Genomic DNA, 14,056 nt, shown 5'->3' with positions numbered 1-14,056 from the left:
CAACAACCTGCGCCATGCCGGCTTGCATCGCGCCGAACCGCGCGGACGGCCCACGCGGCGACCGCCCCCACAGGCGCGGGATGTCGACGGCACGGCACCACCGGCCGGCGCGCCGCGCATCGGCGGCGGATGAACCCTCCCGGACGGCCAGCCTCTATCCAGTAGAGCGGCCGCACGTCGCGGCAGGCATGGCGGAGGTATCGATGAACGTGACTCGCGGTGTGGTCTGGTTGGCACGCAGTGGTTATGCGGCACGGGGTGTGGTGTACGTCATCGTCGCCTTTTTCGCCGTCCTGGCGGCGACCGGGTCGGGCGACACGGTCGACACCCGCGGCGCGATCCAGCGCATCCTCGGCCAGCCGTTCGGCGAGACGTTGCTCTGGCTGGTCGTCATCGGCCTGTTCGCCCACGTGGCATGGCGGCTGACCCAGGCGATCGGCGACACCGATCGACATGGCACGGACGGCAAGGGCCTGCTGATCCGTGCCGGCCTGATCGGCAGCGGCGTGTTCAACGGCCTGCTGGCGCTGTTCGCACTGAGCATGCTGGTGTCGGGTTTCGGCAGCGGCGGCTCGGGCGGGGGCAGCGATCTGCTGTCGCGCTTTCTGGGCATGCAGAACTCCAAGTGGCTCATCTATGCGATGGCGCTGATCCCGCTGGGCGTCGGCATCGCGCACCTGATCAAGGCCTGGCGCGTCGACTACGAGCGCTACTTTCTCTGCGGCGAAGACAAGATGAATCTGGTGCGACCGATCTCGCGCTTCGGCCTGGCGGCGCGTGGGGTGGTGTTTCTGATCATCGCGGGCTTGCTGTTCGTCGGCGGTGCGCGTTACCAGCCGACCAATCCGCCCGGTCTGAAGGACGCGCTGGAAGCCCTCCAGTCGCTGCCATCCGGCGGGCTTCTGCTGCTGGTGATCGGCCTGGGCCTGCTGGCCTTCGCGGCCTACAGCTTCGCCGAGGCGCTGTGGCGACGCATCAACATCGCCGAGGTGGTCGCCAATACGCCGGGCATAGGCCACGGCAGCCTGGGTCGGCGTTAGTCGCAAGCGTGGCGTTGAAAATGAAAAACCCCGCCGAGGCGGGGTTTTTCATTTCAGGACAACCGGCGTTCGCTTACTGCTCGGTGGCAGGTTCGGCTTCGGCCTCGGCCGGGGCTGCGGGTTCGGCCGCTTCCGGCTGCGCTTCCTGCTCGCCTTCCTGGTCCTTGATGTCCAGCAGTTCCAGGTCGAAGACCAGTACGGAGTTGGCCGGAATCAGCGGGCTTGGGCTCTGCTCGCCATAGGCCAGCTCGCTCGGGATGTACAGCTTGGCCTTCTCGCCCTCGTGCATCAGTTGCAGCGCTTCGACCCAACCCGGGATCACGCCGCTGACCGGCAGATCGATCGGCGTGCCGCGCTTGATCGAGCTGTCGAACACGGTGCCGTCGGCCAGGCGACCTTCGTAATGCACGGTCACGACGTCGTCCGGACCCGGCTGCGGGCCTTCGGTCTTCTCGATGATTTCGTACTGCAGGCCCGAGTCGGTGGTCACCACCCCTTCGCGCTTGGCGTTTTCTTCGAGGAACTTCTTGCCCGCTTCGAGGGCTGCCTTGTTCTGCTCGGCCAGGCGCTCTTCGGCGCGGGCCTGAAGCGCGGTGAAGGCTTCCATCAGCTGTTCGTCGGTGAGCTTCGGTTCCTTGTCGCCGATGGCATCCTCGATACCCAGCGCCACGGCGTTCGGGTCCAGGTCATCCATGCCTTCCTGGGACAGGCTCTTGCCCATGTTCAGGCCGATGCCGTAGGACGCTTTCTGCGCCGGGGTCTCGAGCTTGACGCTTTCGCTGGTCTGCGAGTCGCAGCCAGTCAGCACCAGGCCGACAAGGGCCATCGCAGAGGCCAAACGGTGATGTCTCATGCTGTTTCCTTTTCTAGCGCCCGACAGGGGCGGACATTGACGATGCCGGAGCTTAGCAGGGCTCCCGAAATACTGGCTACCGCCGCACCCCCGGGTTTACACGGTCCTTACAGGCCGCGATGGCGGCATCCTGATGCGGGGCGCCCCGAGCGGTTTCGCCCAGTCTCACTTCGAACGTCTCGGCTGATAAAGTTCCGACCCGTCATCCGAACAACGAGGCCGGCCGTCACTGCCGCAGGAGCCACCATGAACCCACGCGATGTCGTCATTCTCGGTGCCGCGCGCACCGCCATCGGCTCCTTCGGGGGCTCGCTCAAGGATATCCCCCTCACCCGCCTTGCCACCGCCGCCTGCCAGGGCGCGCTCCAGCGCGCCGGCATCGAGCCGAACGAAGTCGGCCACGTGGTGATGGGCAACGTCATTCCCACCGAACCGGCCGACGCCTACCTCAGTCGCGTGGCGGCGGTCGACGCCGGTATCCCGATCGAAACGCCCGCCTTCAACGTCAACCGCCTCTGCGGCTCGGGATTGCAGGCGATCGTCTCGGCGGCCCAGGCGATCCTGCTCGGCGATACCGAGGTGGCGATCGGCGGCGGCGCCGAGAGCATGAGCCGTGGACCGTACATGCTGCCCGGCCTGCGCTGGGGTGGCCGGCTGGGCGACAGCCAGGCCATCGACTACCTGCAAGGCGTGCTGCACGACCCCTGGGGCCGCTTCCATATGGGCATCACGGCGGAGAACGTCGCCAAGCGCTACGCCATCGGCCGCGAGCAGCAGGACGCGCTCGCCGCGCAAAGCCAGCGCCGGGCGGCCCACGCCATCGAGCAGGGCTACTTCCGCGAGCAGATCGTGCCGGTCGAGATCCACACACGGAAAGGGACCACCCACTTCGAGATCGACGAACACGTGCGCGGCGAGGTGACGGCCGAACAGCTCGCCGGCATGAAGCCGGTGTTCCAGAAGGACAACGGCACGGTCACCGCCGGCAACGCCTCCGGCCTGAACGACGGCGCCGCGGCACTGGTGCTGGCCTCGGCCGAGCGCGCCGACGCACTGGGGCTCAAGCCGCTGGCCCGGCTGGTCGGCTATGCCCACGCCGGCGTCGAGCCGGCCTACATGGGCATCGGCCCGGTCCCCGCGGTGCGCCAGGTGCTGGCACGCACCGGCTTGTCGCTCGAGCAGATGGACGTGATCGAAGCCAACGAAGCCTTCGCCGCGCAAGCCTGCGCCGTGATCCAGGAACTCGGCATGGACCCGCAGAAGGTCAACCCCAACGGCTCGGGCATCTCCCTCGGCCACCCGGTCGGCGCCACCGGCGCGATCATCGCCACCAAGGCGCTCTACGAACTGCAACGCACGGGCGGCCGCTATGCGCTGGTGACCATGTGCATCGGCGGCGGCCAGGGCATCGCCGCCGTTTTCGAGCGTTTGTAACCACTCAACGGGCGCTCAGAGCCTGTTCACGATCTTGCGAGCCAGAGCCAAACGGTGGTGAACGTGGCGGAGGACGCGGAGTTTACAGGCGGTAAATGAGCATTCAGACGATGCTTTCGCCACCGTTTGGCCGACGCGCAGCTGATCGTGAACAGGCTCTCAGGGCTCGCCCATCATCGTGGCCCTGGCCTGCTCGGCGGTCGCCTTGAGGTAGTCCCAGGTCGTGCGCATGCGCGCCAGGTCCTTGAATTCGATCGGCATCAGCATCCAGAAGGTGCGGGTGAAGCGCACCTCGTCCGGCAACAGCACCTGCAGGCGGGCGTCCCGGTCCGCCGCGAACGCCGGCAGGATCGCGATCCCCGCGCCGGCCGCCACCGCTTCCTGCTGCGCCAGTACGCTGGTGCTTCGCAGCCCCACCGCCTGCGGATCGGCCAGCCCGTCGAGGAACAGCAGCTCCTTGGAGAACAGCAAGTCATCGACGTAGCTGACGAAGCGATGCGCGGCGAGGTCCTCCTGCCGCCTGATCGGCGCATGCCGCGCCAGGTACTCGCGCGAGGCGTACAGCCGCAGCACGTAGTCGGTCAGCCGCGTGATGATGAACGGGCCGCGCTCCGGCCGCTCCAGCGTGATGACGATATCGGCTTCATGACGCGACAGCCGCACCGCGCGCGGTAGCGCCAGCAGGTCGATGCTCAGGTGCGGATAGCGCTCGCCGAGCGCCGCCAGCTGCCCGGCGAGCATCAGCGCGCCGTAACCCTCGGTGGCGCCGATGCGCACCTGCCCGGAGAGCTTGTCGCCCGGATTCGGTAGCGCGTGTTCGATGGCCGCGCTGGCGCTTTCCATCGCTTCCACCCTCGGCAGCAGGCCGCGCCCGGCTTCGGTGAGCGCATAGCCGCCCGGCTCGCGCAGAAAGAGCTGCAATCCCATGCTCTTTTCCAGCGCCTGCAACCGCCGCGAGACGGTGGTGTGATCGACGCCCAGACGCCGGGCGGCCGTGGTCAGGCGCCCGGCGCGGGCGACCTCGAGGAAGAAGCGCAGGTTGTCCCAGTCCATGCTGTCTTGTGATCCGGTCGTGCAAATCTGCAGAACGCCTCTGCAGATCGGCGGGTTGGTATGAGTAAAAACGCACTGCTAGGCTCAGGTTAGCCCTCGCTGGCCGCTCGACAACAACGAATTTCGGAGAGCCCCATGTCCACGCCCATCCCTACCGTAAAGCTGCTGATCGGCGGCGAGTTCGTCGAATCCACCACCACCGAATGGCGCGACATCGTCAACCCGGCGACCCAGGAGGTGCTGGCGCGGGTGCCCTTCGCCACCGCGCAGGAAATCGACGCCGCCGTCGCCAGCGCCAAGGACGCGTTCAAGACCTGGCGCAAGACGCCGATCGGCGCGCGCTCGCGCATCTTCCTCAAGTACCAGCAGCTGATCCGCGAAAACATGAAGGAGCTGGCCGCCATCCTCACCGCCGAGCAGGGCAAGACCCTGGCCGACGCCGAGGGCGACGTGTTCCGCGGGCTGGAAGTGGTCGAGCACGCGGCCGGCATCGGCAACCTGCAGCTCGGCGAGCTGGCCAACAACGTCGCCGGCGGCGTCGACACCTACACCCTGCTGCAACCGCTGGGCGTCTGTGCCGGCATCACGCCGTTCAATTTCCCGGCGATGATCCCGCTGTGGATGTTTCCGATGGCCATCGCCACCGGCAATACCTTCGTCCTCAAGCCCTCCGAACAGGACCCGATGGTGACCATGCGCCTGTGCGAACTGGCGCTGGAGGCCGGCATCCCGCCGGGCGTGCTGAACGTGGTGCACGGCGGCGCCGATGCGGTGAATGCCATCTGCGATCACCGCGACATCAAGGCGGTGTCCTTCGTCGGCTCGACGAAGGTCGGCACGCACGTCTATCGCCGCGCCAGTGAAGCCGGCAAGCGCGTGCAGTGCATGATGGGCGCGAAGAACCACGCCATCGTGCTGCCCGACGCGCACAAGGAGCAGACGCTCAACGCCATCGCCGGCGCCGCCTTCGGTGCGGCGGGGCAGCGCTGCATGGCGCTGTCGGTGGTGATCCTCGTGGGCGAAGCGCAGCAGTGGATTCCCGATCTGGCGGCCAAGGCGAAATCGCTCAAGGTCAGCGCCGGCACCGAGGCGGGCGCGGACCTCGGCCCGCTCGTGTCGTGCGCGGCGCTCGACCGCGTCAGCGGCCTGATCGCCCGCGGCGAGCAGGAAGGCGCCACGCTGGAACTCGACGGCCGCAACCCGCAGATCGCCGGCTACGAGAAAGGCAACTTCGTCGGCCCGACCCTGTTCTCCGGCGTCACCCCGCAGATGGACATCTACCAGGAAGAAATCTTCGGCCCGGTGCTGTGCGTGATGCAGGCGGCCACGCTCGACGAGGCGATCGCGCTGATCAACGACAACCCCAACGGCAACGGCACCGCCATCTTCACCCGCTCCGGCGCGGCGGCGCGGCACTTCGAGGAGGAGATCGACGTCGGCCAGGTGGGCATCAACGTGCCGATCCCGGTGCCGGTGCCGATGTTCTCCTTCACCGGCTCGCGCGGCTCCAAGCTCGGCGACCTCGGCCCGTACGGCAAGCAGGTGGTGCAGTTCTACACCCAGACCAAGACGGTCACCGCCCGCTGGTTCGATGAAAACGAAGTGGGCGGCGCCGTGAACACCACCATCAACCTCAAGTGACGGAGCGGCCCTGATGGACTACCAGACCCTGCTCCTCGAGCGTCGCGAGCGTGTCGCGCTGATCACGCTCAACCGACCGCAGGCGCTCAATGCGCTGAACGCCGAGTTGATCAGCGAGCTCAACGCCGCCCTCGGCGAACTGGAGGCCGACCCCGGCATCGGCTGCGTGGTGCTGACCGGCTCGCCGAAGGCCTTCGCCGCCGGCGCCGACATCAAGGAGATGGCCGCCCTCGCCTACCCGCAGGTCTATCTTGACGACTTCTTCGCCGAGGCCGACCGCATCGCCACCCGGCGCAAGCCGCTGATCGCCGCCGTGGCCGGCTACGCGCTCGGCGGCGGCTGCGAGCTGGCGCTGATGTGCGACTTCATCATCGCCGCCGACAACGCGCGCTTCGGCCAGCCGGAGGTCAACCTCGGCGTGCTGCCCGGCATCGGCGGCACCCAGCGGCTGACGCGAGCCATCGGCAAGGCCAAGGCGATGGACCTGTGCCTGACCGGCCGGCAGATGGATGCCGAGGAAGCCGAGCGATCCGGGCTGGTGTCGCGCATCGTGCCGGTGGACAAGCTGATCGACGAAGCGCTCGAGGCCGCCCGGCAGATCGCCGAGAAATCGCTGCCGGCGACCATGATGATCAAGGAGAGCGTCAACCGCGCCTTCGAGACCACGCTGGCCGAAGGCATCCGCTTCGAGCGGCGGGTGTTCCATGCCGTATTCGCCACCGCGGATCAGAAGGAAGGCATGAGCGCCTTCGCCGAAAAGCGCAAACCGGACTTCAGGCATCGTTGAACAGACCGTCCGGTGCAGCGCTCCGCGAACGCACCCTACGGCGCCCACACAGCCCGTAGGGCGGGTTCAGGAGCGAAGCGAACAACCCGCCGTCGAACCGGCGTATAGGCTGGCAGCCCATCGCCCCGGCGATCGCGCCAGACCCGACAACAAGAACAAGAGGAACACCTCATGCACATCGGATTCATCGGCCTCGGCAACATGGGTGCGCCCATGGCCCGCAACCTGCTCAAGGCCGGCCACCGGCTGAGCGTATTCGACCTTTCGGAAGCGGCCGTCGGCAGCCTGGTCGAAGCCGGCGCGACGGCCCACTCGCCCGCCGAGATCGCCACCGGCGACGCCGAACTCATCATCACCATGCTGCCCGCCGCCGCGCACGTGAAAGCCGTCTACCTCGGCGACGACGGCCTGCTCGCCCGCGTGCGCCCCGGCGTGCGGCTGATCGACTGCTCGACCATCGACCCGCACAGCGCCCGCGAGGTGGCAGAGGCCGCCCGCGCCCACGGCAACCCGATGCTCGATGCGCCTGTCTCCGGCGGCACCGGCGGCGCGGCGGCCGGCACCCTGACCTTCATGGTCGGCGGCGCGACCGAAGACTTCGCCTTCGCCCAGCCGATCCTCGCCGCGATGGGCAAGAACATCGTGCACTGCGGCGCGGCCGGCAACGGCCAGGTCGCCAAGGTGGCGAACAACATGCTGCTCGGCATCTCGATGATCGGCGTGGCCGAAGCCATGAGCCTCGGTGTCGCCCTCGGGATGGACGCGAAGACCCTCGCCGGCGTGATCAACACCTCCAGCGGCCGCTGCTGGAGCTCGGACACCTACAACCCCTTCCCCGGCGTGATCGAAACGGCGCCGGCTGCGCGCGGCTACTCCGGCGGCTTCGGCAGCGACCTGATGCTCAAGGACCTGGGCCTGGCCACCGAAGCGGCCAGGCAGATCCGCCAGCCGGTGATCCTCGGCGCCCTCGCCCAGCAGCTCTACCAGGCCTTCAGCGCGCAGGGGCACGGCGGGTTGGACTTCTCCGCGATCATCAACCAGTACCGCAAAGGCGACGACCTATGACCGACACCCCAGCGACCGAACGCCCCGTCCTGTCGGCGGTGCGCAACCGCATCGGCCACCTGACGCTCAATCGCCCCGCCGGCCTCAACGCGCTGACGCTGGACATGATCCGCCAGTTGCACGGCCAGCTCGCCGAGTGGGCCGAGGACCCGGCCATTCACGCCGTGGTGCTGCGCGCGAACGGCGAGAAAGCCTTCTGCGCCGGCGGCGACATTCGCTTCCTGTACGACAGCTTCAAGGCCGGCGATACCGCGCACGAGACCTTCTTCGAGGAGGAGTACGCGCTCGATCACTACATCCACACCTATCCGAAGCCGGTGCTGGCGCTAATGGACGGCTTCGTCCTCGGCGGCGGCATGGGACTGGTCCAGGGCGCGACGCTGCGGGTGATCACCGAGCGGGCGCGCATGGGCATGCCGGAAGTCGGCATCGGCTATTTCCCGGACGTCGGCGGCAGCTACTTCCTCTCACGGCTGCCGGGCGAACTCGGCACCTACCTGGGTGTGACCGGCGTCCACATCGATGCGGCCGATGCGCTCTATGCCGGCCTCGCTGATCACTGCATCACCCATGATCAGCTGACCGAACTGGACCGCTGCCTGGACGGCATGAGCTGGTCGGTGCACCCCGAGGAAGCCTTGCGTACGCTGGTCTCCTCGCTCGCCGTCGGCCGACCGGCCACCGCCGAGCTGGAAGCCCTGCGCCCGGCCATCGACGCGCACTTCGCGCATGCCGACGTACAGGCCATCCGCGCCGCGCTGGCCGAGGAGCAGCGCCCCGCCTACCGCGACTGGGCGCAAGCGACGCTCAAGGTGATGGACGGCCGCTCGCCGCTGGCCATGTGCGTCACCCGCGAGCTGCTCCATCGCGGCCGCCTGCTCGACCTGCCGGCCTGCTTCGCCCTCGAACTGCACTTGGATCGCCAGTGGTTCGCCCAGGGCGACATCATGGAAGGCGTGCGCGCGCTCATCGTCCACAAGGACAAGAACCCGCACTGGAACCCGCCGAGCCTGGACGCCGTCGACGCCGACCGGGTGGCGGCCTTCTTCGCCGGCTTCAAGCCCGCTGCCGCCAGGTCGCGCCGTCTGGTGACCGCCTGAAGGCGCCCGAATTCACGAGGAGAATGGTGCGATGCACGACATCGAACTGACCGAAGACCAACGCATGATCCGCGACATGGCGCGCGACTTCGCCCGCGAGCAGATCGCCCCGCGCGCCCGCGCCTGGGAAGAAGCCGGCTGGATCGACGACGCCCTGGTCGCGCAGATGGGCGACCTCGGCCTGCTGGGCATGGTCGTGCCCGAGGAATGGGGCGGCAGCTACCTGGACTACGTCGCCTACGCCCTGGCCGTCGAAGAAATTTCCGCCGGCGATGGTGCGGCGGGCGCGCTGATGAGCATCCATAACTCGGTCGGCTGCGGGCCGATCCTCAAATACGGCAGCCAGGCGCAGAAGGACGAGTGGCTCGCGGAAATGGCCAGCGGACACGCCATCGGCTGCTTCGCCCTGACCGAACCGCAGGCCGGCTCCGAGGCGCACAACCTGCGCACCCGCGCCGAACTGAAGGACGGCCACTGGGTACTCAACGGCGCCAAGCAGTTCTGCAGCAACGCCAAGCGCGCGAAACTGGCGATCGTCTTCGCCGTGACCGACCCGGATCTCGGCAAGAAGGGCCTTTCCGCCTTTCTCGTGCCGACCGACACGCCCGGCTTCGCGGTCGAGCGCACCGAAAGCAAGATGGGCCTGCGTGCCTCCGACACCTGCGCCGTGACCTTCAGCGACTGCCGCATCCCCGAAGCCAACCTGCTCGGCGAACGCGGCAAGGGCCTGGCGATCGCCCTGTCCAACCTAGAAGGCGGCCGCATCGGCATTGCCGCCCAGGCCCTCGGCATCGCCCGCGCCGCGTTCGAGGCCGCGCTCGGCTACGCCCGCGTGCGCGTGCAGTTCGGCAAGCCCATCGCCGAGCACCAAAGCATCGCCAACATGCTCGCCGACATGCACACCCGCCTGAACGCCACCCGCCTGCTCATCCTACATGCCGCCCGCCTGCGCAGCGCCGGCCTGCCCTGCCTCTCCGAAGCCTCGCAAGCCAAGCTGTTCGCCTCGGAGATGGCCGAAAAGGTCTGCTCGCAGGCCATCCAGATCCACGGCGGCTACGGCTACCTCGAGGACTACCCCGTCGAGAAGTACTACCGCGACGCCCGCATCACGCAAATCTATGAAGGCTCGAGCGAAATCCAGCGCTTGCTCATCGCGCGCGAGCTGGTGAACTACGCGCTGTAAGTACCCGCCCCTCTCCCCGCGGGAGAGGGGCGGAGCGCGCGGAGCCTGCCCGGCCTATCGCTCTGCCGCCCATCCCTGCCGCCCATCCCTGCCGCCCATCCCTGCCGCCCGCCCTGCCGCCCTGCCGACCTGCCGACCTGCCGACCTGCCGCCCGTAGGATGCATTCGCGACCCAATGCATCACCACACCGAACACCAACCCCCGGCGGATCGTCCGCTTCGCGCCTGGATCCGCCCTACATCCGCCAGCCCGCCTCCACCGCCTGCACACCCATGCCCCACCTCGCCGAACACCAACCCCCGGCGGATCGTCCGCTTCGCGCCTGGATCCGCCCTACAGCCGCCAGCCCGCCTCCACCGCCTGCATACCCATGCCCCACCCGCTTTTTGTAGGAGCCAGCTTGCTGGCGAAAAGGCACTGCACGATCACCAAGATAAAAAACCGCAAAGCGTTTCCACCAACCACGCCCCGTGCACCCACATCGTCCGGCAGCCCATCGTTCTGCCGGCCAATTCCTCCACCCGTAGAGCGCATCTGCAAAAGCAATGCACCCCCAAACCAAACACCACCCCACGGCAGATCCTCTGCATCGCGCCTAAATCCGCCCTACCAACGACAAAGCATCGAACCGGGCCGTGAACTGTTTCGCCGCAACGGGTTCGATGGTGGATGACTCCATGACCAAGCGAGCACGCCAATGGAAAAGACCGACCTCGCCGAGCGCTATCGCGGCTACATCGTCTGCCTCAACGCGCAGAATTGGCCAACCCTCGGCCGCTTCGTCGACGACGCCGTGCACTACAACGGCGAGCGCGTCGGCCTGGCTGGCTACCGCGCCATGCTCGAAGGCGACTTCGCCGCCATCCCGGACCTGCACTTCGAGGTCCAGCAACTGATCGTCGACCCGCCCCACGTCGCCGCACGGCTGTGGTTCGACTGCACCCCGGTCGGATTGCTGTTCGGCCTGCCGGTTAACGGCCGGCGCGTCAGCTTCAGCGAAAACGTGTTCTACACATTCAGCGAGGGGCACATTCGAACCGTCTGGTCCGTCATCGACAAAGCCGCGGTTGCCGCCCAACTCGGCATGTGATGGGGAAACGACAAAGCCGGCGACCTCTCGATCGCCGGCTTTGCGTTCGGTCTGCCCGACTCGACTACGGCGTGCGCGTCACCCGCCACACGATGTTCGCCAGGTCGTCCGCCACGATCAAGGCGCCTTCCGGATCGACCGTCACGCCCACCGGCCGGCCCATCGTCTTGCCGTCGGTTTGAAAACCGGTCACGAAATCGACCGGCTCGCCTGACGGGCGGCCATTGCTGAACGGCACGAACACCACCTTGTAGCCAGCCGGTCGCTCGCGGTTCCAGCTGCCGTGCATGCCGACGAAAGCGCCCTCGGCAAACTGCGGCCCCATGACCGGCGAAGAAAAGTCCAGGCCCAGCGCCGCGACGTGGGCGCCCAGCGCGTAGTCCGGCTTGATCGCGGCGGCCACCAGGTCCGGGTTCTGCGGCCGCACCCGCTCATCCACATTCTGCCCCCAGTAGCTGTACGGCCAGCCGTAGAAGGCGCCCTCGCGCACCGAGGTCAGGTAGTCCGGCACCAGGTGCGGGCCGAGTTCGTCCCGCTCGTTCACCACGGCCCAGAGCTGGTCGGAGCCCGGCTGCATGTCCAGCGCGGTCGGGTTGCGCAGACCCGTGGCGTAGGGCTTGTGCGCGCCGGTCTCGGCATCGATCTGCCAGATCATGGCGCGGTCGACTTCCGCCTCCATCCCGCGTTCGGTGATGTTGCTGTTCGAGCCGATGCCGACGTAGAGGAAGCGCCCATCCGGGCTAACCGTCATCGCCTTGGTCCAGTGGTGGTTGATCGCGGACGGAAGGTCCGTGACCTTCACCGGCGGGCCGCTCGCCTCGGTCTGGCCGTCCTGGTAGTCGAAGCGCACCAGCGAATCCTGGTTGGCCACGTACAGGTTGCCGTCGTGATAAGCGAGGCCATACGGCGCGTTGAGGTTGTCGGCGAACACCGTCTGCAGTTCGTAGGTGCCGTCGCCATCGGCATCACGCAGCAGCGTCAGGCGGTTGCCGCTCTTCACCGACGTCGTGCCCTGCGCCTTGATGTAGCCGGCGATCACGTCCTTGGGCTTGAGCTTCGGCGCATTACCGCCCCGCCCCTCCGCCACCAGGATGTCGCCGTTGGGCAGCACCAGCGTCTGCCGCGGGATCTGCAGGTCCTTCGCAATAGCCGTGATGCTGAAGCCCTCCGGGACCGTCGGCGTGCGGTCGCCCCAGCTCGCCGGATCGGCGATGTTCATGCTGGGCAACAGCCCGCGCTGCGGCTCGGGCAGCTTCGGATCGGGCCCGACCAGCAGCACGGTGGCGTCCTGCTCGCCACCGCAGGCGGCCAGCAATAGGGCCATCGTCAGGGTGCTCAGTGCTTTGCAATGCCTCATGCCACACCTCCCGCGCGCCGCTTCGCCAGTCCGACGCCGGTCGCCACGCAAGCCAGCAGCGTGACGATGACCGACAGCACCAACCCCAACGGCATGACCGCCCAGGCATCCTTCGCATGCTCCAGCGCATTGATGAAGCCCAGCACCCAGGTCGCGATCAGCAGCAACAGGTAAGCCAGCGGCCGTCCGCCTTTGTTCGCGGCGCGAAACAGCCCGACCAGCGCGAACAGAACCGCCAGCCCACCGAACAGCAGGCCCCCGGCGATCAGCCAGGACGCAAAGATGGTCCACTGAATCTCGAAGGTGCGGTAATAGACGACATCGCTCAGCAAGGCACCGAGAAACAACGGCACGGTGCCGGCCAGCAACGTGGCATGCAGCGCACCGGGTCGGCTTCGGTAGGTGGCTCGGGGACGGTAGGTGGTTGCGGTCACGGACGACTCCTCATCGCTCGGCGACCTGGCCTGCTACTGCTGCGAATGCAACGGCCCGCCAGGCTCGCGGTGGAATGTGCTTAAGAGAGGATCGTGAGGGTGGGGGTTAGTTCAGTGGGGTTGGCTGAGCGAATTGGTGACGGATACATTCAGATTTCGATGACAGTTAACGATTAAGCTAACGGGCGGGCTTTAGCCCGCCCCAGCGAACGAAGTGAGCGATTGAGCGCATTGTTAGAGCTCGAGCCAAGTAATAGGCCACCCTTCTTTGGTGGCGGATTCGGCAAGCCAATGGATTAACTGAAAAGGTATGCCTTCCTTGTAGGTGTTGAAAACAACCTTACCCGCTTCGTCGTAGAAAAATACCTCGGCTAGTATTTCAATAACCGCATCGGTCTTCTCTGAAAGCTCAAGGTATACACCATTCCTTTGTACGTCGCTTCCAAAGATAACTTCATATCTTCTGCCCTCAAACACTCTGCAACTGCTCATTTGATGTGCTCTAACGTTTAGGTTAAGGGGCCGCGGTACGCGGTCCCAGAGAGCGAAGCGAACGATTTGAACCGTTTGTTGGGCGTTCACCGCAAACTTGCAGAATGCATGATTAAACTAAACAAGATTTTTAGACCGCTTAAGTGAAAAGATAACCTCTACAAACGATGCGCTGGCAAAATATGTAGCGAACATCCAAGGAAACTGCTGGAAGCTGTAAATGTAAGCAACCAGAGCTCCAATAAACATATAGATAAATTGCTTTATGTACCAATTTCTTGCGCGCGACACAAGAACGCCATAAAGCGCCCATGCCAGAATGAAGCGCAAAACTACAACTGTAATGACCACGACTAAAGCCAGGTAAAACTCTTGAAGCAGTGACTTGGTCGCCAGATGAAGAGCGATGATTAATGCGAGATCAAAAAAGCTTGGATAGATTAGTAGTCTTCTCATTTTTTAGATGCTCGCTTTTCCGTATGCGATGAATGATGGCGCCCAACGTTTGGTTAAGGGGCGGGCTTTA

General features: G+C 66.2%; 14 protein-coding genes. 8 read left to right on the top strand and 6 right to left on the bottom strand.

Going from position 1 to position 14,056, the window contains the following annotated elements; all coding sequences use genetic code 11:
- The first annotated feature begins 203 nt into the window (after positions 1-203).
- Entirely contained in the window at positions 204-1,040 is an 837-nt protein-coding gene (locus D7325_RS01985) for a DUF1206 domain-containing protein (RefSeq protein ID WP_120993544.1), read from the top strand.
- Positions 1,041-1,113: 73 nt separating this feature from the next.
- On the opposite strand, the gene bamJ is transcribed toward D7325_RS01985, so the two are convergent.
- Positions 1,114-1,893, bottom strand: coding sequence for a BamJ family beta-barrel-assembly machinery protein (gene bamJ, locus D7325_RS01980; protein ID WP_120993542.1), 780 nt, complete (start codon positions 1,891-1,893; stop codon positions 1,114-1,116).
- A 246-nt stretch (positions 1,894-2,139) separates the two neighbouring features.
- Between bamJ and D7325_RS01975 the strand changes: the two genes are divergently transcribed.
- Positions 2,140-3,327 carry an acetyl-CoA C-acyltransferase family protein gene (locus D7325_RS01975; RefSeq protein WP_120993540.1) on the top strand — a complete coding sequence of 396 codons (1,188 nt, stop codon included), beginning with the start codon at positions 2,140-2,142 and terminating at the stop codon, positions 3,325-3,327.
- 159 nt (positions 3,328-3,486) lie between these two features.
- On the opposite strand, the gene D7325_RS01970 is transcribed toward D7325_RS01975, so the two are convergent.
- A complete protein-coding gene (locus D7325_RS01970) occupies positions 3,487-4,380 on the bottom strand; it encodes a LysR family transcriptional regulator (RefSeq protein WP_120993538.1) in 894 nt (297 codons plus the stop codon).
- 135 nt (positions 4,381-4,515) lie between these two features.
- On the opposite strand from D7325_RS01970, the gene D7325_RS01965 reads away from it, so the two are divergent.
- The 6 genes from D7325_RS01965 to D7325_RS01940 all read left to right on the top strand — a co-directional run bounded on the left by D7325_RS01965 (position 4,516) and on the right by D7325_RS01940 (position 11,247).
- A complete protein-coding gene (locus tag D7325_RS01965; protein WP_120993536.1) occupies positions 4,516-6,021 on the top strand; it encodes a CoA-acylating methylmalonate-semialdehyde dehydrogenase in 1,506 nt (501 codons plus the stop codon).
- A gap of 13 nt (positions 6,022-6,034) precedes the next feature.
- Positions 6,035-6,808 carry an enoyl-CoA hydratase gene (locus D7325_RS01960; protein WP_120993534.1) on the top strand — a complete coding sequence of 258 codons (774 nt, stop codon included), beginning with the start codon at positions 6,035-6,037 and terminating at the stop codon, positions 6,806-6,808.
- A 171-nt stretch (positions 6,809-6,979) separates the two neighbouring features.
- Positions 6,980-7,873: a 3-hydroxyisobutyrate dehydrogenase gene (gene mmsB / locus D7325_RS01955; protein WP_120993531.1), complete on the top strand. Its 894-nt coding sequence runs from the start codon at positions 6,980-6,982 to the stop codon at positions 7,871-7,873.
- The gene (locus D7325_RS01950; RefSeq protein WP_120993528.1) at positions 7,870-8,973 is read left to right on the top strand and encodes an enoyl-CoA hydratase/isomerase family protein; all 1,104 of its coding nucleotides are present in this window, start codon (positions 7,870-7,872) and stop codon (positions 8,971-8,973) included. The genes mmsB and D7325_RS01950 overlap by 4 nt, the downstream gene beginning before the upstream one ends.
- Before the next feature lie 31 nt (positions 8,974-9,004).
- Positions 9,005-10,156: an acyl-CoA dehydrogenase family protein gene (locus tag D7325_RS01945; RefSeq protein ID WP_120993527.1), complete on the top strand. Its 1,152-nt coding sequence runs from the start codon at positions 9,005-9,007 to the stop codon at positions 10,154-10,156.
- Between the two features lie 698 nt (positions 10,157-10,854).
- Positions 10,855-11,247, top strand: coding sequence for an ester cyclase (locus D7325_RS01940; protein WP_120993525.1), 393 nt, complete (start codon positions 10,855-10,857; stop codon positions 11,245-11,247).
- A gap of 64 nt (positions 11,248-11,311) precedes the next feature.
- Here the strand turns inward: D7325_RS01940 and D7325_RS01935 are convergent, their stop codons facing one another.
- The 4 genes from D7325_RS01935 to D7325_RS01920 form a co-directional block, all read right to left on the bottom strand.
- A complete protein-coding gene (locus D7325_RS01935; RefSeq protein ID WP_120993523.1) occupies positions 11,312-12,604 on the bottom strand; it encodes a PQQ-dependent sugar dehydrogenase in 1,293 nt (430 codons plus the stop codon).
- Positions 12,601-13,038, bottom strand: a complete 438-nt coding sequence (locus D7325_RS01930) for a DUF2231 domain-containing protein (protein ID WP_120993521.1) — start codon at positions 13,036-13,038, stop codon at positions 12,601-12,603. Before D7325_RS01930 ends, D7325_RS01935 begins: the two co-directional genes overlap by 4 nt.
- A 234-nt stretch (positions 13,039-13,272) precedes the next feature.
- On the bottom strand, positions 13,273-13,530 hold the full coding sequence (locus D7325_RS01925; protein ID WP_120993519.1) for a hypothetical protein: 258 nt from the start codon (positions 13,528-13,530) through the stop codon (positions 13,273-13,275).
- 117 nt (positions 13,531-13,647) lie between these two features.
- A complete protein-coding gene (locus D7325_RS01920) occupies positions 13,648-13,986 on the bottom strand; it encodes a hypothetical protein (RefSeq protein WP_120993518.1) in 339 nt (112 codons plus the stop codon).
- Positions 13,987-14,056 lie beyond the last annotated feature (70 nt).

The organism is Stutzerimonas urumqiensis (assembly GCF_003640395.1).
In the GTDB taxonomy this organism is placed as follows: Bacteria; Pseudomonadota; Gammaproteobacteria; order Pseudomonadales; family Pseudomonadaceae; genus Stutzerimonas; species Stutzerimonas urumqiensis.
Note: the sequence above shows the minus strand (reverse complement) of the source record. Positions and strands in the feature narration are given on the sequence as shown.

Bases quoted from the DNA above. Each gene is read 5' to 3' on its own strand.
- D7325_RS01985 (WP_120993544.1), top strand. From the start codon at position 204: ATGAACGTGACTCGCGGTGTGGTCTGGTTGGCACGCAGTGGTTATGCG.
- bamJ (WP_120993542.1), bottom strand. From the start codon at position 1,893: ATGAGACATCACCGTTTGGCCTCTGCGATGGCCCTTGTCGGCCTGGTG.
- D7325_RS01975 (WP_120993540.1), top strand. From the start codon at position 2,140: ATGAACCCACGCGATGTCGTCATTCTCGGTGCCGCGCGCACCGCCATC.
- D7325_RS01970 (WP_120993538.1), bottom strand. From the start codon at position 4,380: ATGGACTGGGACAACCTGCGCTTCTTCCTCGAGGTCGCCCGCGCCGGG.
- D7325_RS01965 (WP_120993536.1), top strand. From the start codon at position 4,516: ATGTCCACGCCCATCCCTACCGTAAAGCTGCTGATCGGCGGCGAGTTC.
- D7325_RS01960 (WP_120993534.1), top strand. From the start codon at position 6,035: ATGGACTACCAGACCCTGCTCCTCGAGCGTCGCGAGCGTGTCGCGCTG.
- mmsB (WP_120993531.1), top strand. From the start codon at position 6,980: ATGCACATCGGATTCATCGGCCTCGGCAACATGGGTGCGCCCATGGCC.
- D7325_RS01950 (WP_120993528.1), top strand. From the start codon at position 7,870: ATGACCGACACCCCAGCGACCGAACGCCCCGTCCTGTCGGCGGTGCGC.
- D7325_RS01945 (WP_120993527.1), top strand. From the start codon at position 9,005: ATGCACGACATCGAACTGACCGAAGACCAACGCATGATCCGCGACATG.
- D7325_RS01940 (WP_120993525.1), top strand. From the start codon at position 10,855: ATGGAAAAGACCGACCTCGCCGAGCGCTATCGCGGCTACATCGTCTGC.
- D7325_RS01935 (WP_120993523.1), bottom strand. From the start codon at position 12,604: ATGAGGCATTGCAAAGCACTGAGCACCCTGACGATGGCCCTATTGCTG.
- D7325_RS01925 (WP_120993519.1), bottom strand. From the start codon at position 13,530: ATGAGCAGTTGCAGAGTGTTTGAGGGCAGAAGATATGAAGTTATCTTT.
- D7325_RS01920 (WP_120993518.1), bottom strand. From the start codon at position 13,986: ATGAGAAGACTACTAATCTATCCAAGCTTTTTTGATCTCGCATTAATC.